Here is a 23,851-nt window from a genome sequence, read left to right as displayed (position 1 = left end):
GACGCCGCTCGACCGACGTAATGACCTCAATCTGATGCTTCGTCATAGGACTACCCCTAGTGTTTGCACTAGGACTTGCAGCCTTCAGCCTAACTCAGCAAGGCGGCCCTCACCGGAGGGGTACGATATTCTGATATTCTCACAAATTCGGCCCCTGGATCGGTTTGATCCAAGATGAAGGCGGTCGCGAACCCAGGGCCGGCTGGCGTTGGGTCACCGGTGAGGCACTGACATTCACAAAGTGACTGGAAGGTTCACCGAACGAAGACAATCCAGGCGATGACGTCGGCATGTACTTCGTTGGCATTGAAGGAAAGCACGACATGAAGTCGGTTCGGCTGGAGACCTGGGCGGATATGCCGTCGACGGATTCCACCCATAGTTTCGTCATCGAATTCGATTGATTGCAACGCCTCGCATCGTCGCTCTGTGCGCTACGGCGCCGCGTGTCGCTTCAAGAGAGCGTTCAACTGTTTGGGCAACAGGTGAAGAGAGGACGGCCATGCCGCTTCCTCTAGCCTGACCACCAGGCCCGCTTATGGTCGCCTTTTTCTTAGTTCCACATAGCGGATGCGGCGAACTTAGGTGGCCGTGTTGTACATCACTCCTGTCGCGCCCGGTTTGAGGGAGCTAGGTTGTTCAAAAGCTCTGAAGGAGCGCAACATCAAATCGTACATCTTGGAGTGCGAATAGAGTGAATTCATCCTCCTTCAGAAGGACATACTGAAATGGCGGCACCTCCTCATACTGCCTACCGTTCCAAGAGACGAACTGATAAAAGGGTGCTTCGTTGATACTCAGGTACTTATGGGAAAGATGTTCAAGAGCGAAAGCGGAGCGGCCCCGACAAAGGATTCGGTGAGTAGGGAGAGCCTCCGGGAAAATTACGCGACTGCTGCGCCCATTTATGTCCGCGCCGCCTCCATAAGGTTCCAACAATACGCTGCAATTGAGGTGTCTCGAAAGTGCTCCTTCAACGAGCAGCTCCCAGTTTGCCTGACACCAATCGCCTAAATCCGCCATTTCAACCAGCTCGGATTTCGCGAGACTAGATTGGGCTCTGTCGAGAAACAAACAGAAGGCCCGAAGTATTTTATCTATTTGTTCGTGGTTCATTTTCTTGGTTTGAGACCTTTGAGAAAATCGAGCTCCGCCGGCGTAGGATCACGCTTTTCACCCTTCGACCCAGGCTGCGCATCCTCGAAGGTTTTTGGTCGCCTCAGTTTCGAGGCACGAGGTTCATATTCATATTCCTTCACCCGATCCGGCGAGATGTCAATTACAGAGCCGTCGGGCCTAATTACCTCGACGGCCTTTTCCCCTTTCTTTGTCGTTCGGGGTTTAAGCACCGATCCAGGTGGGGCAATCTCTGGCGCACTTTCTGGGGCCTTCTCTTGGTAAACAAGGTTACCCCACGGCAGTTCGCGAAGCTTTGGTTGGACTAGGGGAGGAGCAATTTGCCAGTCCGGTATATTTTGCCCAATCACAATGGTGCTACCGATCAATCCGGCCGCTGCGAGTATGGTGACGGCTGCCTCTATGACCCAAGGAGCCACCATCGGAGCCGCCGCGAAAGCGAAATTTCCGTCGACGTCGATCTTGTTGATCGGATCGCCATGAGTAAACAGATAAACGCTCGCATTTTTCGGGCTGTATACCCCTCCCAGAGGCTCGCCAGCTAGATATGCCGACAACGCTGAATCTGGACTTAGCCACACTGCCGTTCTCGGGTCATAGTAACGCGCCCCGAAGTAGCTATATTCTGTGTCTGTATCCCTCTCCTTACCGGCAAAAGCGAAATTAGGGGCGAGTTGGATATCGGCCTGCTTCTCGCCGTACTGGTAGCCGTGTAGAGGTTCGCCAAACGGCGCATACGCCATGCGCTGATACAGCTCGCCTTGATGCTCGCCACCCAAAACTTGACGAGTAATCGCAGTGGTGCTGCCGCTGGGGAGTTCCGAGTGATAGTAGAAGGTGGTCCGATCTGACTTCTGGGCGGTGTTGTTGAAGGCCACTGACGCTACTCGTTGCGCGGCAAGCGAGATCTGAATGAACCCCGGTCCATCATAGCGCCGTGAGAAACTAGGGCTAATGTAGAGGTGCTTCCATCCCTCCTCGTTCGCAACAGTTCCAGGGATATTGCCCCTTCGCCCTTCACGCTTCACAGTCCGGGTGCCTTGGTAGTCGTAAACATAGTCATTGAAAATCGTGGCGCCCTGAGTCTCCGTTCCGCCATTCTTAGAAACCAAATTGGTCTTTGTGATCTGAATATCGGTCAGTCGAGATTCCGGATCCCACCCTAGTCTCCGAGTCTGGTTCTCTTCGGAAGTTGTGTCGGCCACGCCGACTAGCGAACCCCACCCATCATATTGATGAGAAAGCCCTAGGCCGCGTTTTTGGACGTCACGACCAATGAATTCTGGCGCATCGACAGGCTTCCATTCAGATGAAGGTCGAAAAGTAGGATAGACATAGTGATCGGGACCCTTTTGCGTGAGACGATGACGTAGATCGTAATCGTAATTCTCAGCAAAATTTATTGCCGTCTCCACGAAACGGGTATCTTGAACGGCTCCCGAAGCGCTAACCAGTCGATTGGCCCCATCGTAACCGTAGCTCATGTCGTCCACATAGCTATCCGCGTGTCCATATGGGACGAGGTTGCGGTGACGCAGCAGATTCCCGCCGGCATCATAAGAATAGCCGCCGGCTATTAATGGTGTGCCGTCAAAAAGTGTGGCAACCGTTGTATTGAGTCGGCGGTCAATGATATCGTAGGTCAGATCGGTGATTGTTCCGTCGCCTGTCCATTTGGCTTTGCTGGCGTCGAATTCATCGTACGCGAACTGCGCAATGCTCCGGTTGTCCAGACGAACTCCGGTCGGCCTGCCCGCTTGATCATAGCTGTAGAAGATCGAGTGTTGAAAATCGCAAAGGTAGTCATTCCGACGCCGGGAGTTTATGCAAGCCGGACTGGGCCTCTCCGGTACTAGATCCTTTATGTACTCCGATCGCAGGGTACCCCACGTGTCATACTCATTGCGCAACTCGAAGCGGCCGATTTCGGCCCCGTGATAGCGAATGGAGCGAAGAGTGTCGGTCACCTGCCCATAAACATCAAAGCCGCGGACAAAAAAGCCGCTGCCATCCCTGATCGCGACGAGGCGCCCTAGGCAATTGCGGCAGGCCTCTCCGGCGAAGTTTTCAAGCCACTTTCTTGTCTGATCATTGGTCGCCAGCGAAGACCAGTCAGTTGGGTAGTCGTCATAGACATAGTCCACGTTGAGGTGGCTATACGCTGCATCATACCTGATGCCCGTCATCCGATCAGCGGCAAAAAGATAGCGAATCTTGCGAGGTGCCACGGCACGGATCGACACTCGGTCTCGTCCGATGACATTGCTTAACGCGTCATAAGATATTATTTCATCACCGCGATCTGGATCGGAAATTCGCGTCCGACGGCCGATCAGATCGTACTCGCTTACAATGGCGTCGTCACCAAGTGGGCGTGAAACCTTCGTAATCTGGCCCAGAGCATCGTGGAAATAGCGGGTTTGCGCGGTTCTTGGCGCACCTGGGATCAATGCCGCGTTGCTTGGGCAAGCCAATAATTCGAGATCTCGCTTGTCACCAATCGCCAACCCTGCCGTATGCATGGGAGCGACGGTAGGCGGGGCTTGGGCTTCAAAGACGCTAGCGATGAGTCCGCGCGCATCCCGATCAAAAGCTCTCACAGCACAACGGGCATCGATTAGTTTCGTTCGGACCCGGCCCAGTTCGCTACTTGAACCCGCGAGAACACTATACTGGAATTGGATGTGGTTCTGGTCCGGCTGTTTGATGTTCGTGATCCGGCCAAGCTCGTCGTAAGTAAAATCTGCGCGCGGACTGCTCTCGACAATCGCAGGCAGGTGCAACTCTTCAACGACGGCGTCAACTGATCTGCCCGCGGACGACTGCACAATCGGGAACGGATAGTACTCGGCAGTAACCCGCCCCAAGCCATCAAATTTCTGCCAGCCTGACGCTATTCCGTGAGCTTCTGTGGCGCAAAGTTGCGGGAGTCCCGAACTCAGATGAGTTGACTTGTCTTTCGGATTTGGCCGTCGTCCTTGCGTTAGACAGACAGAAGCTTCGCGGTTTGACTGCAGGACCTTGCCAATGCCATCTGACAGAACCGCCTGCCAGATGGCGGATTTGTCATCTTGGCCAGCGCCAGCAGCATACAAGTCTTCGAGTACGTAGCGCCGCGCAACTGCGCCCCATACACTTTCCGCATTGCTTAGTTTCTTGTAGTCGACGTAGAGCATAACGCTGCACGCCGCCTGCCGCTCCGCCGGTAGGAGGTTGCAGTGAACTGAAGCGTTAGCGGGTATTCTGGGATCGTCCGCGTTGGGCGCGCCCCAGTCAGAAACCACCGTACGCAAGCGCCCCCAATTGTCGCGCCCGTAGCCCAGGCTGTTGCCGTTGATGTCAATGGATGCCGAGACTGTTCCCAGGTGGTCGCTGATGGACGTGCTCCAGCTGAAGTCGGCCAAGGAGGAACTTGAACTTATCGCGGGATTACACGCTGCGCCGCCTTCAGACAGCCCATCAGCGTCCACGGCAAGCCGAATTTGTCTGACATGCGTGGCAGCAAGGGCGAAAGGGTCCCCGGTATAACAGTTGTAGTTCTCGATCCTTTCTCCGCCCATGTTGAAGGGGCTAATAACGCGCTGCGGATTGCCGAACGGATCAAGATCTAGGCGACGGTCAACGATGATGTCCATCGGCCCAAGCCCAACCCGCCCAACTAGCGCTCTGTAGCCTTCCCAGTTGTTGCCCGCCTTCAATTCAGATGTTGCGTCATCGCAGAATGTCCGGTCCCGGGAACGCGCCAAGGCGGCTGTTTCCCTCAAGTATTGGCAAATAGTGATCAGGTTTCCACGAGCGTCATAAGCCGCCTCTCGAAAACGCATAACGTTATCGCCACGCCAGCCAGGATCGAGGCCTCGCTGAACCAACATCGTTTCAACGCGGTCCGCGATTGCCGGGTTTGCGGAGTTTCTATCGTACTGGAGATCGGCGCGAAAATCATCGTCTTGGTCCAAATGCGACTGAGCGACTTCTCCGATTTGGCCCAGATTCAGGAGCGTCGTCACGTTGCCGTGGGTGTCATAGTCATACAACAGCATGGAACGGAGCTGATCAGAACTTCTCTCCCAAATCAGGTCCCGTACTATGCGAAGACGAGGCATGTAGCGTCGGGCGATCTGCTGGTTCCAAAGATTGGAACGCAATGCCGACGTCGTGTCGTTGCGAGCTTGGTCAGTCTCCTGGATACATTTGTCATCCGCACCGGATTCATGTGTACAGGCGGCGTCGAATTTCGTGAACGGTTGCGCAACCTTAATCGACCACAGATCATAGGCGAACTCCCGCGCCCGGAACGCCTTGTCATCTAAGACAGACCGAACCTCCTCACGTGCGAGGAGGCCCTGCACGTATATGCTTTCGTTGCGATATTGCTGAACGGTTGTCCTTAGCGGCGTCGACGGCTCAACACCCGTGCAGGAGGCGGCACCACAATCGGCTCCCCCGTCTGTGATCGTAAGCTTTGAAAAGCCAAGGAAAGCACGTTCCCATCGATCATATTTGCCGGTGGAATAGGCCACCTCGCGAATTTGTTCATCCGCTCCGTCCTCCGGCTGAGAGGGATGGAAGCCATCATCGATTGCGATCCTACTTAACCCCCAAATTCCCTTCGGATTGTCAGCGCCCTCGTTACCCACCAGTGCGTAGTCAAGATGAATGACGCTACCGCTTGGATTTATAATCTGCTTCAGCTTGTTCTGTTTTCCGAGAGGATTGATGTAGTTCTGCGTTGCAAGCCCAAAATCAAAGCCAAGATTAGGGCGCTCGCCTACGATGCCTTGGTAAAGGCCACCCGTACTAGCCAGATCGACTAGCCCATCCCCGTTGAGGTCCTGTGCACTTACAATTTGACGCCCTACCGTTGTTGCAGTCCGCATGCCGGGATTTTGTATTACAAAGCACGGTGGCGGGAAGCCACACGGAAACGCCGGTGCGACGATCACACCTGCATCAACGGTCGAACTCTCCGAAGCTGACAAATCACGAAAGCTCCAGACATTCGGGGTTCGAAGCGGTAGGCCATCCTTCGAAAAACTAGAGCCCTGATTAAGATAGACAATGTAGTTTTTGCCGGTTGGGACGACGAGATCGACAAGACCGTCACCGTTGATATCAACCAAACTCTGCCGGCTCGAAGAGAATGTACGAGACAAGGCAAGCCCACCAGCCCACCCCCCGTTCCCATCGTTGTAGCCAAGCTGAGGGCCAAGTCCGCCGGCAGCGTTTACGGTAGCGGGAACTTGTATAAGCGGCCAGGGCTGTTCTGCAGCGAAGTCCTTACCCAGATTAAGCCGGACGTGGATCGATCCTGCCTTTTGGGGGCCTGTCGGTAAGAAGCTAGGCTGGTCAAAGCGAACGAGGTCGGGTAGCCCGTCGCCGTTAACGTCAAGAAAGTCATCAGGTGTGAACGAGGCTCCAAGGCTGGCATCTAGACTCAGACCGAGCCCGAATGGGCCGTCAGGCGAGGACTTGGCGGACGTCGTTGCAGACGAACCATCCGTCCAAGCACCGTGGACAGTATCAATGCTCATTGTTTGCCCCAGTGCACCGCTTCCTGCGGCGGCATGGGGCGTCGCAGTGGTGGTTACACCTCCATCACCGATAGATACAGACAGGTCCAACGAACGGGACTCACTACTACGTGAGTGGCCGGAGGCGACGCTAGTGGCCCCAGGCAGCCATTGATCCCGGGGCACGCCGGTCGGTCCTGTCCGGTAGACTGTGTTGTTTATAATTGGGTCTGGATAGCCGTCCCCATTCATGTCGAGGTAAAGCGTCCGAGTGAGCGCGGTCGACCACAAATTGGAAACTACCCCCACGCGTGCCGACAACGTGTCACCCTCACTATACAGGCCTGGAAGCGGCAGACTGGGAATGATCTCCGTTGGCTTGCCCGGCTCTGAGGGCCTGGGTTGGGGAATCGATTGAACTAGGCTCTCTGGAACGATGCGCCCGATGTCGTCCGGCCCTACGCGACCGGTCGATTGAGCGATCAGTATGTTTTTGTTCCCACGCAAAACCCCTAGCCAAATATCGGAATCCGGCCCTATATAGCATTCGGCAACCTGTCGCCCAGTTACACCGCAGGGGCTGCTATTGGCAAAGGTGCTCAACCCAAACCCATCTACGTCAGACCAGAACGTGCCCGTCGCTCCCGGCCGCGCCTGTTCGTAGACGCCCGTAAGATCGCTTGCCCAATACACCCCCGCTAATGGAAAGGTACTAACACGATTTTGTTGATTGGCGACGGCGCTCGCATTGGTCTTACAGTCGTTGACCACGCGCCCACTGCAGTTAACCGAGGCGGCGCTGATATTGGCGGAACTTGTCTCAGGGAACGGCTGTTCAAACTGAACCCTTTCATATGATGGTATCGAGCCGGCAGCGGGATAGGTGGACGCAAACCGAGTCCAGCCACGATGATCCGTGGCGACGCGCGGAGAAGATTTATCTATCTTCAGCACATGTTCCTGTTCCTCGTAGTAGTGCACAGGCGCGAATAAACGCGCAAAGTCGCGACGGCTTGGGTTAGAGCTACCGAGGCCCAAGCCACCCTCGATTGACAGTCTTAACTCACTTGATCGCAGACCAAACCAGCGCCTGCAATCACCGCCGACGAGCGTGTCCATCTCAAGTAAGGTGAACGCGTCTCGGGGCAACGGGGCTGGATTGATGCAGCTGCCACTAAGGTCGGCCGTGCTCAAAAAACTACTGTCAAACTCGTTCCAGATCGAGCGCACTGACGTCAAGACATGGAGGACATCGCCTGGTTTAGCCCGAAACGAAAAAATCAGATCCCGGCCACGAACCCGATTTCCGTCATTCAGGATGAATTGGATTCCAATGTTCTTCTCAGGTGCACGCGAATCGGGAACGATCCAATCAGGGTCCTCAAGTCCACAGTCCACTGGGCGATTGAAATGGACGTTTGGAAAATCTGCAGTGGGGTAAACGCCACAAGCAAAATGCGGCACAGTGCCGAGATAGTTGAGTACCTGGATCTTTCCGTTTACGAAAAGTGTAACGTCGAAAGCAAACGCACCAGGAGCATATTCAATTTCCTTGGGGGAGTCGCTGAAAAAGGAATGAGCAATCCTATACTCACAGAGGCCATCCGGGGCGGGAGCGCATCCCGCTAGGGATGTCGGTAGTCTATAGCCGTCTTCGTCTATGACCGGATCGTCAAACACTTGCCCTCCTGGTAAAGTCGATGCCTGGTTGACATAGTCTCGCTCCTTTTGGATCTCGTCGAACTGATAAGATGCCTTTCCTGTTCTCGGCCCAATTTTGTCGGCATCTACTACCTTTCGATAGCGTCCGCGAATAATTGGTGTAATGAAATCTGTCTTGGTGGTTGGCCTTTCCATGATCTGCTGTGACGTGGTACTTACGCGAACGCGTTCGATCCCATCGGGATCCATCGGCCATTTTGCGACATCCAGCGGCAACTTCCCCCTGCTCTCGTAAGCGATGCGAGGGGCGTTCACCCAAAACAGATCGTCGTATCGAAGCCCGTCTCCAGCATTGTCATAGGCAATGATGACGTCGGGATGCGGTTGGCCGCGGCGAATACCGAACTGCGGCTGAATTTCGAGCCGCACCCGCTTTGTGGTTGAGCAGTCCGCACCACAGAGCCGCAGTGCAACTTTATCAAAGCTCACTTCGATCCATTTGCCAGACCTGTCACAGCTCACTTTGATCCCGGCGACGACCGGTGCTACCTGCTGAGGTCGTCCGAACGAGTCCGTGCAATTGCCCGGCAACACAATTGAGAACTGCTTACCCCAAACAGGCTGCTGCCCAACGAGAGAAGAGGCATCATCGATAAGGTCCCGTTGGATCTGCTTCGACGTTATGTAGCTACGATCATCGCTCGCCGGCATTTCTCTGCTTAACAGTGTTACCTGCACGGCTTGAGTTCCAACGGGATATCTCAGCATGCCAGAGAAGCGGGAATCCGAACCACTGGTGTTGGGGAGAAAACCCGACGTGTCTAACAACAAATCGCCGTTCGCAACTGCCGAAAAGACGAGATCTTCTTCCAATGAGAACGAGTTCGGGCTTCGACCGTACTGATCGCACCGTGGCGGAGCAGGCGGCAGTGCCGCCATGCCAGACAGCACGCACGCCCTGAGCGCAGCATGGTTCCATCTGTTTCCGCTCGCGGTGACAACACTTGCGACAAACTGTGTGGTCTGGGAAGGGCCAAGTGCAACACCGGGGGACGCTGTCGCCCTTTCCCACAACGCCCTTGTTTTCACAGCATAGTCGATATTTATGCGAGCGAGCCCTGGATTGACTTGGGCGTCGTCTCCTCCACTAGTTCTGAAATACACGACGTCATGCTTGGCTACCGCAATGAAAAGCGGTGCGCTCGCACCGAGCGCATTCCGAAGAACCGTAAGATGTTGTGATTCTTGGCTAGATAAAGGTGGAAGACAAGTGCTCGGCGACCAGACAGGCTCTCCACCACCCACCTGAAGAATATTACTTTCTGAGCACCTGACGCTATTATTGGCTCCGGGCGACGATCGTTCGACAATGATCTGGGTGTTTTCGATCTTCTTCGGGCCGTCGGCCGCAGCAAGAACAGCGCCGCTTATTCCCACAACTCCATCGAACGGTGCGCGCCATGCATGCACAAAATCTGCGGCTTTGAAGTATCTCTCATCGGCAAGCGCTTCAATCTTGGCAGCATCATAAAGTGCTGTAAGTTCGCCAAAAACAGCAGCCGGAGCCCCCACGCCCGGTTGCTTCACGAAACTTGTCGACGAGGTGAATGCGATTCTGCCTGCAGTGTTCGGGCCTTGGTTGAAAGCGGCCCTACCGTTGCTCACAATGTCGATCAACCCGTTTCCATCTACGTCCGCAAGGTAGGTCGTTTGGGCGGTTCTGTTGTGAGAATAGGCGCCCCCGAAAATCAATTTTGTGAACGGATGAAACTCACCTGCCACACTGTAGGAGCTCGACGATTCACTAGACAATCTGGGAACACTAATCCCCGTGAACTCGGTTTCCGTACAGGAAGAAAGGGAACTAGGATAGACGACTTGGCCACTCGGCTGTCTAGTGCCGGTGCAAACCTTTATTCCTTGGTCATCAATGATGATGTCTGAAATTCCATCTCCCGTTAGATCGGCCACCAAAGACTGCCCACGCGTCGATCGAGCTGTGTAACCGGTTTTCGGTCCACCGGAAAGTTGCTTCAATGGGGCCGGTGACACTCCAACGTAGAGGCTAGCTCCGGTCTCAGAAGACAAGTTCGTTCCGAGCAACGAATGCGAGCCTAAGGGAGAACCTGTCAGGTCCTTGAGTATGCCGGCGCCTTTCAATGTGAGATTCTGAGCAAGGCTACTGTTCGCGCCCCCGCCGCGTTCAAATGTCTTTGGACGCTCGTGATATGCGAGTACCACTGTCTGCGAACTGCAGGGGGCGCGGCAATCATCAGTTTCAGGCACCTCGGCTTTTATCGAAGTGAGGAGGCTCTTTTCCATCGTTTCGGGCGCGGGCTCGCTGTAGTTCATTCTGTAGCTTGCAAATTCTCGTCGCTGACCATCCTTCTTATAGGTCACGTCGATTTGCTCGAGCCGATCCTTCTGAAGCACTGCGATCCCTGTGCGCCCAGTTGTCACCTGGTCACGGCGTTCGGTTTTCCAACCAAACTCTACTGATGTAATACCTATTTCTTGCAGCGAGCCTGCTGTGATGATGGGATGCTGGTTATAGATCAGACCCGACGGCACCAGGGAGGTCACGCAAGGAACCGGTGCACACGCTTCAGCAGACTTCCATGTATAGGAGATGAAGTTTCCATTCGGATCTTCAGCCTTAGTGAGTCCCCAATCGAAAATCTCGCCGCTAGCTTTTCGGCGAACAGCCTCTTCGACTGCATGCGAGCTATTGGGGTCTTCAGGATCTGGCAAACCGCCGTAGTATTCTCGGTTTCCATTTTTGTAAACGATCTCCCACCAGTAGTTCGACGGCGTATCTCCGTGGCGAATGAACTCCGCAAAAAGAGACTCCCTCCGCAGCCTAAATACGTAGGAGTCGCGCTTGATAGGGAAATCTGTAAAATTGTTTCGATAGCCTGCAGGCAGTTCCTGGTCGCTTTTGAAAGCGACAAGTTCCTCGCCCTGATAGGCGTACGTGTCAGTCTCGAACTCTTTCGAATACTCTGGGACGCCCCATTTTGTTTCAACGCTGATCGTGGGAACCTCAAGCGTCCAGCCATCCCCTGCAAGACCGTTACCGCGCTGCGAATTGTAGGTAAGCGCGAAACGAGGTTCATTCGCCCCGCGCACGGGACGCAGCATCATGGGAAACTTAAGGTTAGCTGAGCCATATGGATTGGGTTCCGGGGCACTTAAATTGACCATTCCGGCGAGTGGCTCAAGTTTGCTGGCAAGATCGGACAGCGACCCCTTATCGTGCAGCAGGGGCTCGCCGGCATCGGGACGCGGACCTGGCAGTATTCCACTGGTGACGATTGAAGAACGGTCGCGCAACGTCACCACAGTCTGCTTGTTATCGAAGTCCAGGAAACCTTCGGGAGCGATCGCCCAAGTATTGCTGGCCGTATCATAGGCGATTGCTCGCGTGTCGTAAGGCTCGAAGCCGTCTGGGAGTTTGTCGACAATCGTCGGCATACGCAAAGTGATCGCGGCTTGACCTGACTGTTCGAGACGGAAAGCTGTGCAAGCGCCATTCAAATTCTCAAATGCGTCTAATGCGGGCGTATCGACCGTCCGTAAACAGGTCAGCGACACGTCGGTCGCCCGCGCTAAGTCTTCACCGACGGACAACATTACGCCAAACAACATCGCTGCCGGCTTGCTCGATGAAAGCGAGATTGTTTTTACCTGCGGCTCACTCAAATTGGCACGTGGCATTTGAGACACAAACGAGACGATGCGCCTTTCGGAAGTACCATCCGGACGGACCGCGACCACTTCAGCGGATCGTTTCCTGCCTTCGTCGATAGCCAACACTGTTTCGAAAGCTCCGTTGTGCTGCCGTGTTGCCCGTCCGTTAATGTAAATCTTCGCGTCTGGTGCTGAATGCCCCCTTATAAGCGCCCGGGTATCGTAGTATTCGCCTTGAAGTGGATAAAACAGGGTAAGCGACTCCGGAGGCACCCTTGGCGGCGGTATCGGGGACCAATCGGCTGGAATAAAGCCTGACGTGATTAGATCATCGTCCTCAAGGGGCTCCGTTCTGATGGCGACGACGCTTGACCGGAGACCATCCTGATCGGAAGCCCTCGACCACAGCATCAGCTTGGCATTGCGAACTGCAGGATTCTGCCCGAAGTCATTATTCAGAAAATAAAGCCTATTCTGTCCTTGCCGCAATTCTTGCGGCGACAAAGTTTCGCTAACGGTATGCCAATGTGCATCGTTAAGCCTGAGGTAGCCACCGAGGGGTGGACCGGTATTTATAACGCGCCTGACTTGAGCCACATTTGTTGCACCCACAACCTCATATTCCAGATTGGCAGCGACGATTTCGGCTGGGCGGTCGGACAAATAGAACGTAGCTTCGCGAACCGGGTGAAGCTTCACCTGGTTGACTAGAGCCAGCTCCTCAGCAGCATATATGGGAGTTGATTGAACGAGGTAAGCTATCTGGAGAAGTGCCAGAAAAAATCGCAAAAATGTTAGGCAGCCCCTCCTCAACATACGCAACTGCTCCCCCCCGAGCGCTCGACGTGCGTATTTTTAGGATTGCAAGCTTAGCAAGAAAATCTAGCCCCTGCAAGGTTGTGTCAATCAGCCTTTAGGCCATCCTGTAACAACTCATGGTGGATGGCTTCTTGTTCGGTTTCAACAAACGCGCCAAGCTCATCGGAGGGAGCGTACTGATTATACCAACCGCCCCTGTCCAATACCTCGCGCCACTGATCGCGCGATGTCATGTTTTTCACTAGAGCCGCCAGTCGTTCTCGTTCTTCAGGGCTGATTGCGGAATCGACCATAACCGCTGTCCACGATTGGCTGTCCGCACGAAGGCCCTGCTCATCGAATGTCGGCACTTCGAAGCCATTCTCACGGACGCTTCCGGTGATACCTAGAGCCTTCAATTTGTGATCTTCAATCTCCTGCTTCACCGAACTTATCGGCGCGATCGTCACACTAGAGGAATCCAACGCCGCAACTGCCGCCGAAGGCGTCCCCGAATTTATAAGTTGAACGTTCAAATCGGAGGGTTTAACGCCTATTCGACGAGCAATATCAGCAATTCCTAGCTGCAAACTCGCTGAAGAATCTCTATCCAGTAACCAATTCACTCCCTTAGGCTTTTCACGCAATTCATCTACCAGATCCGCAAGTGCACCGTATCGAGAGTTCGTAGGCACAACCATAACATGGTATTCGCCTGTCAATAACGCGAGCATTTCAAGACTCTTGAAGTCGACCTTTGAACCGGCACCCAACTGATCGGAACTGATGAAAACCATCGATGGATTGTCTGCATCTACCAGAGCATCGGGAGGTCTGTGAACGACATCGACTACTGCAACTGTCCCAGACGCTTCCAGGATCCTTTCCGCCGCGGCGGCGAGATCGTAAAGCGATTGCGAAGAGCCGTCGGGCACGACAAGCGACAGCCGATCGCTCGCGCACACGGCGGAACTCATGAGCATTGCCGCAAGAGTGACACCCGTAACATACAGCCATGAATGCTTTAGCATCTTGTCCTCGGCGTTACCGCGCTTTCGGAAAGGGAGAGCACAATCGATTCGCTTATATTTTCACTGAACACATTGAACCTGACAAGGTTCCGCAGCAGAACAAATATTCATCTTTTCAAATTAAGGCAATTTGGTATTGTAAGAACGTATATTTGCAACTCCGCGAGTGTTGTATTTGAATGCAGCACTGGAGGGATTGGCATGAGCAAATCTAATGCCAGCAAGGCAATTGGAGCGGCATTTTTTGCTCTGACGTTGTTTGCGTCATCGGGCCAAGCGGAACTCATCGTCGCCGTCATTGCTCCGTTGAAAATCGGAACTCCCTTTGCGGCCGTCGGTCGTCAAATGAAAGCTGGCGCCGAGCAAGCTATAGCCGACGTCAATGCCCAACGTGAGGTCCACAACGCCGCGGGTGTAGGGCGCAAATTGGATCTTTTGGTTCTGCAATTGGCGGATGATGAGTGTCAGGTAGCATTAGGCAAAACAATAGCAAATCAGGTAGCAAACCAAGGAGTGCCGCTGATCGTCGGTCACTTTTGTTCCTCCGTTTCAGTCGAGGCTGGACAGATCTACAAAGCAAATGGCGCTCTGCAGATTGTGCCGTTCTCGTCGATGCCGAGCGCAAGTTCCTCAAGTACGCTTTTTCGCCTTATGGGAACACTCTCGAGCCAAGCCGGGCTTTTTGTCAATTTCGTTAAAAATCTAGTTCAGGGAAACCCTGATCTTTCGGCAAATACCGACGTCGCGATCATTGTAGATCGCTCACCCTATGGAGAGGAGCTTGGGCGAGAGATTGTCCAGCAACTCAAGGTTGCTGGGGTTGATATGCCCGCTCTCCCAGAGGATGATCCCAAGGTATTTACATTAAAAGAGAATACTAAGAACGCTGCGCTCGAAACTGCCACCGAGCTCGTTGACTGGGGGCCAGAGGTTGTATTTCTCGGTGGCTACCATCCAGAAATGGATGTACTCACGGCTGAGATCAAGAGCAGGCTTCCTAACGCAAAACTGTTCTTAAGTGATTTGAATGTAACTTCGGCCTTTGTAAACGGTGCTGCTGGCATGCCATCGAATCCACCGGTAATGATCCACCCTGCAAACCCTGTGCCTGATTCGTGTGGTGGAAACCCAGCACCCGCCAATTGCGCGGTGAAAGCGAGGATCGCCACCCGGCTAGGAGGTGGCCCTCAAGTCGAACCGTCGGCCCTTTTTGCCTACGCGGCGATCGAGGTTTGGGCAAAGGCAGAGGCAACTCAGCCAAATCCGTGGTCAGTTGGCTTGACTTTGGAAAGTAATGACTTCCCCTCCGTGCTCGGCTTGGTCGGCTTTCAGAACGGCGACACAAACGATCAGCAGTTCTATTTCTTCACTTGGACCGGCAATAAGCTCACGCCCTTCAGTCCCTGAAATGGTGACCGATTATGGTAATTCGTCTACACCTTGCATTGTTGGCTTTCCTCATCGCGGCACCTCTGGGTATTGCGCGGGCGCAAACCGAAAGAATAGCCATTGTCTACCAAGGCGCTCCCGGCGACTATTTCTATCAACAGCTCGAGCGGGGCTGCAGCGAATTAGCGGCGAAAGAGATGGGCGACGTCGCCTGCGACGTGCGCCCAGTGACTGCCCCGACGCCGCTTTCAAACACGCTCCGTGACCTTATCGAGGGCGATTATGCAGCAATCGCGGTTTGGCCAGTGGATCCCAACGAACTTCTGAGCGCTCTTGCCGATGCCCGAAGCGCGGGTATCCCGATCTTGACTTTCAATTCAGATCTTCCCCCTGAGCATAAAGACTTGCGATTGGCTTACTTCGGAAACGATCAGCGGGAGCTGGGCACTATTTTCGGGAAACTTGTGCGCCAGTTCGCGCAAGATGGTGGTCTCATATGCATGCTTTACGATCCGGGAAACCCGGCGGAGGTCGAGAGGCTAAAGGGTATGCGCGACGTCCTCCCTCAGCCTATTCCGCCGGATCCACTGACCCCAGGCTCGACAGGTACAATAGGCTGGGAGGAGGCGCCTGGCTGCCCTATAGCGGTCGCAAATGATGTCGAAGGGGCAGCTAAACAAGTCGGCGACATCCTTGACAGCATCTCTGGATTGCAGGCGCTTATCTCCCTCAACAGCCGCTCGCAGGAGAGGGATGAAACATACAGACAGGCAGTTACTCCCTTCATACCCAAGATCCTCAGCTTCGACCTTGGTGTGTTCGGGTACGGAACATCAAAGACTCAGGAAGATTTCCTAGAACGTGGAACTTCGAGCGTGCAAGTCGGTGAGCGGCCCCTTAAACTGGGTTACGATCTTGGCTACGCGATGAAGCGTGTCCTGCAGCGTAAGGAGCTAGTTATTCTCGATGGCAACGGAAGGCCAATCATAAAGTCAATTGACATGCTGCAACCTCAAGACCGGACGCCTCCGATCGGATTTGATGTTTGCAGGCGCGACAATGCTTTTGAATGCACCGGACGGAGCACCGCAATTCAATGATGTTCCTGGCAGAGGCGTTATTCTGCGGGTTTACGAAGGGAGTTGAAGTCGTCTCTATCGAGGAAGCCACTTCAAAGTATCGCGCGGCCTGCGCGAAAAGGGATCGCCTGGACCCCGACGTGGTGGTAATCGCCCGCACCGATTCCCGCGCGGCAGCGTGGACGAGGTCCTTCGTCGATGCGAGGCCTATTTGGACGCGGGCGTCGACATGCTCATGGTCATGGCGCTTCAAAGCCGAGACGAGATGCGTCGAGTTGTAGAGGCGTTTCCCCGTAAGCACATTTACATCAACGCCAGCGCAGTGAAGCCGGCACTTTCTGCGGCCGAGTACGCCGACATCGGGGTATCCACTTACAATATCTCCATTTCAAAAGTCGCTCAGTTGATGATGGAGCGGTTCCTGCGAGACTGCAAAGAACGGCATGCAGATGCTATCAACGATTTCATGGAAACGCAGAAGGGATCGAAACTCGGTACCTTTCCGTATTTGGACCTCACAGGATTTCCTGCGGTAGTTGAACTGGAGAAGCGCTTCCTGCCCGAGGCTAGTCTACTAAAGTACGAGACTTCTCTTGGAGAGTACGATCCAACCGCCTAGCCTATCCTCAGGCAAGCGTCCAAACCGAGACAGTGCTCGCGAAGAGTGGAATGAAGGCATTCATACCACTCGAACATTGTCGCGATCTTCCGAGTTGATGAGTTGATCGCCTTGAAAGAATGTGAACCAGCGACCGCCGCATTCAGGTGCCGGTTCCTTGAACATCCGGATGGGAGGATGATCGAAATCGAACTGTGCGAACGGGTATTGATGTTCGACTAGCTGGGCGAAACGTGTCCAGTTCACGCCCATTATGGCTTGGTTCGCACCACTCACCTGCGCGAGATTGATATCCATACTTACCAAGAAGACAATCTACGGATGGCGCCCTGTCGCTTCCGGCTTTTCTGCTTATGGATGATCCTGTCGCCTACGTGGATTCGCGGTACAGCTCGATCGAGGGTGCATGCGCATCGATCATATCGCGGACCTTGGCGGCCATCGGCAGGTTGGCTTTCTCCGCGTCCCACACTGCGCGGAAACGTTCGACCGTCTCGCGTGCGGTGTCGAGCACCAGCTTTTCGGACAATTCCGCCTTGGCGGCGAGATGCGTCAGTTCGTCCAGTGACAACGCAGCCATTTTCTTCGTCCGCGAGAAGTTCAGTGCCGCCGTATCTTCACCTTCGATATAGGGTATTGTCGATAGCAGGTCGTAAGCGGGGGAAAGCGCCGGTGTTCGTCTGTCGGGATAGATCAGCGACCAGTTCTTCAGATGCATGTCGCCATTGCCGATCAGCGTACTGAATACGAGCCGCCGTATGAACTCGGCGACATCGGCAGCACCTGTTTCGATTCCCAACACGCGCGCGATGCTGCGGTAATTGCCCTTGCTGTACTTATCGTCGGGTTTTACGCCGAACACCTGCGCGAAATCCTCGATATGGACCGGCCCTTCCGCTGTGCGATCGAAGCGCCTTATCGCCAGCGCCTGGCCTTGCAGCTCACCGAGACCTTGCGGTAGGCCACTGACGGCATCCAGATCGACAAGCTGGATCTCGGGTACATTCATTCCCATCATGCCGGCGATCGTCATCATCGCGAACTCGTTCTCGGGAACGCCGCTATACTGTTGCGACGGCAGTTTCACGATCCATGAACCGCCGGTCCCTTCCGCTGGTATGGTCAGGCCACCTGCCTTTCCCGTGTTCTTGAATGCCGAGAATTTCAGCTGCACGCCGGCCAGCGAAAACCGCAAGGCGTTCGGTCGCGCTTCGGTATCGGCCCGTTCGTCGTCCGGAGGCGCGTCATCCCCTTCCGAGGGGTGCACGGTCACCGCCCCCGGCAGGTCGCGACCCAACATCCAAAGCAGGAAGAATTCGCGTGTCTGCTTCACGCCGGCGCGATCGGCAAGGTATCGGCGTAGCGGTCCTTCCGGCAGAAGGTTCGAGAAGAACGGCGGCACGACTATGTTATAGGGTCGGAACTTGGTCACGAGGCCGCCGAACGCGTCTTTGTAGGAAAGACTGAGTGTCGACCGCTTCTCGTTTTCGATATAATCCGTGTTGAACGCGAAGATGGTGCGGCCATCCAGCAGGTTGGTCAAGGTCGCAACCGGTTCGCTGTTCAGCCTGACATCCAGTACCGTGACCTTAGGCATCATCGTCCTCCTCATCCAGCGCATAGGCCGAGCGCGGAACCGCGTCATCACGTTCACGATGCACCGCTGCGTTGCGCACGGCCCTTACGGCGCGCGCGAACTCGCTCACCTGCTTGGCGGGGGGAGGATCACTCTGCCAGCCTTGAAGCTTCATGGCCAAGTCGCTAAGCGTTTCCAGCTCGTCGGCCGCCAATGGCAGATGGCGCAGGAGCGCGAGGCTGTCCTTCAGGCTATCGGCATCGGAGGCGATGGCGAAGCGATCTCTCTCTTCAGCCAGCCAACGGTCGATGCGTCCCACCAGATTGCGCTGTTTCGAGGTCAGCGTGTCGCTCGTGAAGGATGCGCTGTCCAGGATGTTGCGCATCGCCGGCATAAGCTTTTTTGGGGCAAGGACGATCTCGAGGTCGAGCGCGCGCGCAACATCTACGAGGCTTGCAAGCCCCGGCTCCATGGTGCCCCGCTCTATCTGGGATATGTGGCTCTGTGTCAGGCCAGAGCGCGCACTTAGCTCGCGCTGGGACATACTTCTTGCCTCGCGTGCCGCACGTATCTGCTGGGTGATGTGTTCAGTCTTATACGCCATAGTCATTATCCTGCATCATACGACACCACGCATACATAATAATATATAGACTTTTCTGTAGGGCTTAGCAACTACGATATCTAATAGCGCATCACGTGTTCTAGCTATGCATAATACTATATCAACCAACGTGCAGATTTCCGTACCGACGGGAACATGTGAGGTATCGACTACGCGCGCCGCGTGACCTCGGACAAGAAAGGCGATCACGTCATCCCACTCTATACGCCGGAATGCCGCTCCTGCCCGTCGTACCTCAGCCGCAAGACCAACCTGTGCACCGCGATCCGCTCGACCCAGGGGCAGGGTCTGATGCACGACTGTGCCCCATTTCTGAGAGCTCCTAGGCCTCCAAAGCTTGTTAACAAGGACGAGTCATCGATTTGGAACCAGCTCACCGAAGCAGCGACGCTGGCTGCGATTGGAAGACCCTGCTGCTTGCGCTCGTTGCGCGACACCCAGACCATCCATTCACGTAGCCTCTTCTCCGCGATCAAAATGTATGCAGTCGGATCAGCTTCTCGCAAGCTGGCGTCGGACCGAACCCACATACGTTCGCGGATCAGATCCAGCTGTCAATGCGGGACGAAGTGCGCCCAAATTTGGAGTGCGCCCCTGAGGATGGATCGCCCCCACCTTTGAGGTTTCCGCGCTGCGTCATCTGGCGGATCTTCACGTCTCAAGCGGCAGGTTCGCAGTGGTCGAACAGAGCCACGAGTTCCCCTTGTCCGTGGCGACCGGTCCATTCCATGCCGCCAGCTCGATCGAGAGGTCATCGGCAACGTCAGGGCGGATCGGTGTCGTGGTAGTTGGGACGCCAGAGAAGAGGAATTTCAGTATCATCCTCATGCCGGAAGGAACAATCTCCGGCCGGGCCTCGCCGACTTGTTCAAATCCGACCTTGAGAAGAAACTTCTGAGACGCAGGGTTTTCTTGAACCGTTCGAGCACGTAGCTTTTTCAGGCCCAGCTTGCGGCCCATTTCCATCGCCAGCGCCAGTGCCCGGCCAGATACCTCTCGGCCGCGATGCTCGGGCGCTACCCAACAGCCAATCTCCGCGTCGTCTGGCTTGATGTCAAAGAGCATTAGACTTCCGAGGAATAAATCCGAGCTTGCATCCGAGATTGTCAGCACAGCTAGGGTTCCATCACGTAGACCGTCTGCAATCGCGGCCTTGATCATGTCGCGAACCATTTGTGGCGATATTCCTCCAACGGCAAGTGGGCGAACCGCTACACCTTGTGCCTTCGACTTCGGGCTGATCCCGCAACGAATATCTCGGGCGCATTGGCGCTTTCCACGATGACGAGTTCGAGGCCACCAGGCTGAACCTGACATAGAGCTCGTTTAGATCTTTGAAACGCTTAGCGTGCAGGTTGAACGCGAATTTTTGAGAACCGCATATGTTGCCGACAGCAATGCTGCGATCATTCAAAAGAACACTCTCGGCATGGCGTGCTGCGAAGTTCGTCATGATCCGAACTCCGAGTACTCCATGGGGATGAAATGCTCTATATATCACGTGCCTCCGAGGCGCCCGACGTCTTGAGGTCAGCCGAGGCCAAGCGGTCCCGTCGTGCCATGCAAACGTTCATGGCAATGGATCGGGGCCGACGGTCCCAGACCAATGTGCCCGAGCTTGGCATTAATCCAAACAATGTTCTTCTTGTCGAAGCCTTGTCGCAGATGACTGGGGGCAAATGCGCATTTTGCGAAGCCAAGGACATGCTTACCACACATCGATTCCGCCCACCCGGCAATGCGTTACCGCTGGCGGGACGTAAGGAGGCCCATCTTTTCTACGTCTGGCTCGCCGACGCCTGGCATAACCTGTTCCCTATCTGCTTGGGCTGCAGGCCCATCGAGCCTTTTTTCCCCGTCGATGGTCCCCGCTACAACCTGCCCTCATCCAAGCAGATTGATAAATATCTCTCAGGCGGCACTGGGATCTGGCCATATGCCTGCTCGGAAAAAAATCAACTCATAGATCCGACAAGAGAATCTCGGTTCGATGCCCATTTCAAACCGAAACTCGATGGGACACTTATCGCGCTGAACCCGAGGGCAGCGATGACAATGGAGGTCTTCGATCTCAATCGCGAAGACAGGCAGCAACAGCGCGCCACGACCTACAAGACAAATCTCGCAACGCTCAAGAGGCTAGTCGGCAATCTTCGTCCGGTGCGCAAGCCACCAAGCACACCCGACGCTTTCGATGAACTCTTCGGTTTTGACAGAATGGAGTTTGGTGGCACGTGGTTGCTTCTCCTAAAGCGTCTCGCTGTACATATTGATCTGCCTGAAGGGCCGATTGGCTTAAGACGCAGGCAGTTGAAAGATGGCTTCCGACGATTGGCTGCGGCGGCAGATGGAGTAGAGCGTCTTAACCAAGCAATTGCTGCGGTCGTGCGGGAGGATCCGGCTCTCAGGTCTGCAGGCACAGGTCCAAAAAGAATCCATCGCGTCCGCGCCCAGCTTAGGAGTGTGGACGTAGCAAACTTCAAATCCATCGAGCGCCTCACTCTCGAACTGCCCGCTCCGCTCGTAACCGCTGAGAGGGTTGTCCAGCGCACGCCGTCGCTCGTGATCCTCGGCGAAAACGCGACCGGCAAAAGTTCACTTCTGGAAGCCATAGCACTCGCACTAGCGACCGAGGAGGCTAGAAGGTTTATAGACATCGACTGGCCTTCCATTCCGCTCGATCCGAAGCAGATGGGTAGCAGCGAAACCCATGGCACTCTCGAGGCCCGAGTACGCCTCGAATTCGATAGCGGACAGACCGCCACCCTCTCAATTGGAGAGCAGGGATCGCGCGTGCGCACGGAATTTGGTAGCGAACGCGTGGCCGTCTTTGCCTACGGAGCATTTCGACGATTTGCGAGCGAATATGCCGGGGCACCTTCAAGTCGACACATCAAGAACCTCTTTGATGCTTCGCCTTTGGCAAATCCGGAGCCTTGGCTGAAATCGCTTGCCCCCGAAACATTCGACATGGTCGTTCGGACGTTGCGGGATCTCCTGTCTATCGAAGGGGACTTCGACGTTATCCAGCGTGTTGGCCCGTCGCGCCAACTCCAGATGGTCACTGCCTTGATCCAGCCCGACGGAACGCCCCGGTACAACCGGACGCCGCTTCATGCGGTCAGTTCGGGTTACCGTTCGATGCTCGGCATGCTTTGCGATATCTTACGCGGCTTGTGGGACGAAAACGTCGACGCAGATTTCAGCTTCGGGACGTCGCGTGGCGTCGTCCTGATCGACGAGATCGAGGCGCATCTTCACCCGCGATGGAAGGTCCAGGTCATGGAAAGCTTGCGAAAAGCTTTGCCAGGCATGACATTTATCGTAACCACGCATGACCCGCTTTGCCTGCGAGGAATGGGGAGCGGCGAGGTCATCGTGCTTCAGCGCGTTGCCGCCTCTGATGCGGGGGTCTCGAGCACATTGCCGATCACCGTCGAACAGATGACCGGTCTGCCGGACGCCGCGGACTTAACGCTCGAGCAGTTGTTGACCTCAGATTTCTTTCAAATGTTTTCGACCAACGACGCCGTCATAGATCGCAAGATGGCCCGAATAGGCGATTTGACGAGGCGACGTGCTGCCAAAGAAGAGCTGTCACCTGAAGACCGTCGCGTGCTCGACGAGTTCGAGCGCGACATCGCCAGTGCGCTGCCGGTTGGGTCTACCGAAGTCCATCGCCTTGTGCAGGAGGCAGTCGCTAACTATCTGGAAAAACGCCGGGAGGCGTCGAGCGTCACGCTAGCAAGGCTTAGCGAAAAAACTAAGGCTGATATTCTTAAAGCCCTGGAGACCCTTTGAAATGCGTGCCGTCGACCGTAAAGGCGTGTTCGTACCCGACTCACTTCAAGCAGAAGGCGCTGGCCCACGGGAGTTAAAGCGAGCACAAGCCCATCAAAACAACGACGCTCCCCAAAAGAAAGCGTTCCCCTATGCGGCTTACAAGGGATCGGACGTCAAACTGGCTTTAGAAACACTGTTTCACGGAAAGTGCGCTTATTGCGAAACGCGCTACAGCACATCGGCGCCAGTCGATATTGAGCATTATCGGCCGAAAGGTGCGGTCGCAGAGGCCCCACTTCATGGTGGTTACTGGTGGATCGCCATGGATTGGGAAAACCTTCTCCCCAGTTGCATCGACTGCAACCGCCGACGCGACCAGGTTCTAGTCGACGTTTCCGCCAGTTTGGAGGAGTTAGCGGCGAGCGCGACGCCTGCAAAGTCAGCCGCTGGTAAGAAGGACAGCTTTCCGCTTGCCGACGAACGCCTCAGGGTTTTGGCTCAGAGCACGAACTTTTCCGATGAGGGTGCCCTTCTCCTCGATCCCTGTCGTGACGATCCAGCAGAATGCCTCACCTACAATTTTGATCCCGTGCGCCCTCTGGGCCTGATGGTTCCAGCTGGCGACGACAGGTCAATGCTGCGGGGTGCGGTGTCGATTCAAGTCTACGGGCTCAATCGTCTTCGTCTCGTCCAGGATCGAACGGAAGTCCTTAGGCGTCTCGAATTCCTTGCCAGCCTCGTCGCCGACATTTCCAAATCAATTGCGGACCTCGAGGAAGCCCAGAGTCGGCTCAAAGGCCTAGCCGCAGCGACAGTCGCCTCGCGCCTGCGCCTTCTGCGCGACAGGACGATTTCAGAAATGAAGTCAATGGCATCGAACGAAGCCCCCTACGCCTCGATGGCGAAGCGTTGGCTCGAAACCTTTAAGAAAAGGATCGCAGGCGACTGACGG

General features: G+C 55.1%; 10 protein-coding genes and 3 pseudogenes. 7 read left to right on the top strand and 6 right to left on the bottom strand.

Annotated elements, in window-relative coordinates:
- Positions 1-1,112 precede the first annotated feature (1,112 nt).
- Entirely contained in the window at positions 1,113-12,698 is an 11,586-nt protein-coding gene (locus IB263_RS30085) for a SpvB/TcaC N-terminal domain-containing protein (RefSeq protein ID WP_192439415.1), read from the bottom strand.
- Between the two features lie 203 nt (positions 12,699-12,901).
- Positions 12,902-13,774, bottom strand: coding sequence for a tripartite tricarboxylate transporter substrate-binding protein (locus tag IB263_RS30080; protein WP_210338348.1), 873 nt, complete (start codon positions 13,772-13,774; stop codon positions 12,902-12,904).
- Positions 13,775-14,029: 255 nt separating this feature from the next.
- Here IB263_RS30080 and IB263_RS30075 point away from each other — a divergent pair, with 255 nt between their 5' ends.
- From IB263_RS30075 to IB263_RS30065, 3 genes are all read left to right on the top strand, one after another.
- The gene (locus tag IB263_RS30075) at positions 14,030-15,235 is read left to right on the top strand and encodes a branched-chain amino acid ABC transporter substrate-binding protein (RefSeq protein ID WP_192439413.1); all 1,206 of its coding nucleotides are present in this window, start codon (positions 14,030-14,032) and stop codon (positions 15,233-15,235) included.
- A gap of 14 nt (positions 15,236-15,249) precedes the next feature.
- Complete coding sequence (locus IB263_RS30070) at positions 15,250-16,317, top strand: substrate-binding domain-containing protein (RefSeq protein ID WP_192439412.1); 1,068 nt, start codon at positions 15,250-15,252, stop codon at positions 16,315-16,317.
- Between the two features lie 157 nt (positions 16,318-16,474).
- A complete protein-coding gene (locus tag IB263_RS30065; RefSeq protein WP_192439411.1) occupies positions 16,475-16,915 on the top strand; it encodes an isocitrate lyase/phosphoenolpyruvate mutase family protein in 441 nt (146 codons plus the stop codon).
- A 60-nt stretch (positions 16,916-16,975) separates the two neighbouring features.
- Here the strand turns inward: IB263_RS30065 and IB263_RS30060 are convergent, their stop codons facing one another.
- From IB263_RS30060 to IB263_RS30050, 3 genes are all read right to left on the bottom strand, one after another.
- On the bottom strand, positions 16,976-17,212 hold the full coding sequence (locus IB263_RS30060) for a hypothetical protein (RefSeq protein ID WP_192439410.1): 237 nt from the start codon (positions 17,210-17,212) through the stop codon (positions 16,976-16,978).
- A 73-nt stretch (positions 17,213-17,285) separates the two neighbouring features.
- The gene (locus IB263_RS30055) at positions 17,286-18,512 is read right to left on the bottom strand and encodes a type II toxin-antitoxin system HipA family toxin (RefSeq protein ID WP_192439409.1); all 1,227 of its coding nucleotides are present in this window, start codon (positions 18,510-18,512) and stop codon (positions 17,286-17,288) included.
- Entirely contained in the window at positions 18,505-19,095 is a 591-nt protein-coding gene (locus IB263_RS30050; RefSeq protein ID WP_192439408.1) for a helix-turn-helix domain-containing protein, read from the bottom strand. The genes IB263_RS30055 and IB263_RS30050 overlap by 8 nt, the downstream gene beginning before the upstream one ends.
- 177 nt (positions 19,096-19,272) lie before the next feature.
- Between IB263_RS30050 and IB263_RS30045 the strand changes: the two are divergent.
- Positions 19,273-19,416, top strand: a pseudogene (locus IB263_RS30045) (S-(hydroxymethyl)glutathione dehydrogenase); the annotation flags it as partial.
- Positions 19,417-19,765: 349 nt separating this feature from the next.
- Positions 19,766-19,904, top strand: a pseudogene (locus tag IB263_RS34805) (DUF3363 domain-containing protein); the annotation flags it as partial.
- A 91-nt stretch (positions 19,905-19,995) separates the two neighbouring features.
- Here IB263_RS34805 and IB263_RS34800 read toward each other — a convergent pair.
- Positions 19,996-20,289: pseudogene (locus tag IB263_RS34800) on the bottom strand (GNAT family N-acetyltransferase); the annotation flags it as partial.
- 387 nt (positions 20,290-20,676) lie between these two features.
- On the opposite strand from IB263_RS34800, the gene IB263_RS30035 reads away from it, so the two are divergent.
- Positions 20,677-22,917, top strand: a complete 2,241-nt coding sequence (locus IB263_RS30035; RefSeq protein ID WP_210338347.1) for an AAA family ATPase — start codon at positions 20,677-20,679, stop codon at positions 22,915-22,917.
- A 1-nt stretch (position 22,918) separates the two neighbouring features.
- Entirely contained in the window at positions 22,919-23,848 is a 930-nt protein-coding gene (locus IB263_RS30030) for an HNH endonuclease (protein ID WP_192439405.1), read from the top strand.
- The last annotated feature ends 3 nt before the right edge of the window (positions 23,849-23,851 follow it).

It is taken from the genome of Ensifer sp. ENS03, assembly GCF_014852035.1.
GTDB lineage: Bacteria > Pseudomonadota > Alphaproteobacteria > Rhizobiales > Rhizobiaceae > Ensifer > Ensifer adhaerens.
Note: the sequence above shows the minus strand (reverse complement) of the source record. Positions and strands in the feature narration are given on the sequence as shown.

Excerpts from the sequence above, each read along its gene's own strand:
- IB263_RS30050 (WP_192439408.1), bottom strand. The coding sequence starts at position 19,095 with ATGGCGTATAAGACTGAACACATCACCCAGCAGATACGTGCGGCACGC.
- IB263_RS30075 (WP_192439413.1), top strand. The coding sequence starts at position 14,030 with ATGAGCAAATCTAATGCCAGCAAGGCAATTGGAGCGGCATTTTTTGCT.
- IB263_RS30055 (WP_192439409.1), bottom strand. The coding sequence starts at position 18,512 with ATGCCTAAGGTCACGGTACTGGATGTCAGGCTGAACAGCGAACCGGTT.
- IB263_RS30080 (WP_210338348.1), bottom strand. The coding sequence starts at position 13,774 with ATGAGTTCCGCCGTGTGCGCGAGCGATCGGCTGTCGCTTGTCGTGCCC.
- IB263_RS30060 (WP_192439410.1), bottom strand. The coding sequence starts at position 17,212 with ATGGATATCAATCTCGCGCAGGTGAGTGGTGCGAACCAAGCCATAATG.
- IB263_RS30030 (WP_192439405.1), top strand. The coding sequence starts at position 22,919 with ATGCGTGCCGTCGACCGTAAAGGCGTGTTCGTACCCGACTCACTTCAA.
- IB263_RS30035 (WP_210338347.1), top strand. The coding sequence starts at position 20,677 with ATGCAAACGTTCATGGCAATGGATCGGGGCCGACGGTCCCAGACCAAT.
- IB263_RS30070 (WP_192439412.1), top strand. The coding sequence starts at position 15,250 with ATGGTAATTCGTCTACACCTTGCATTGTTGGCTTTCCTCATCGCGGCA.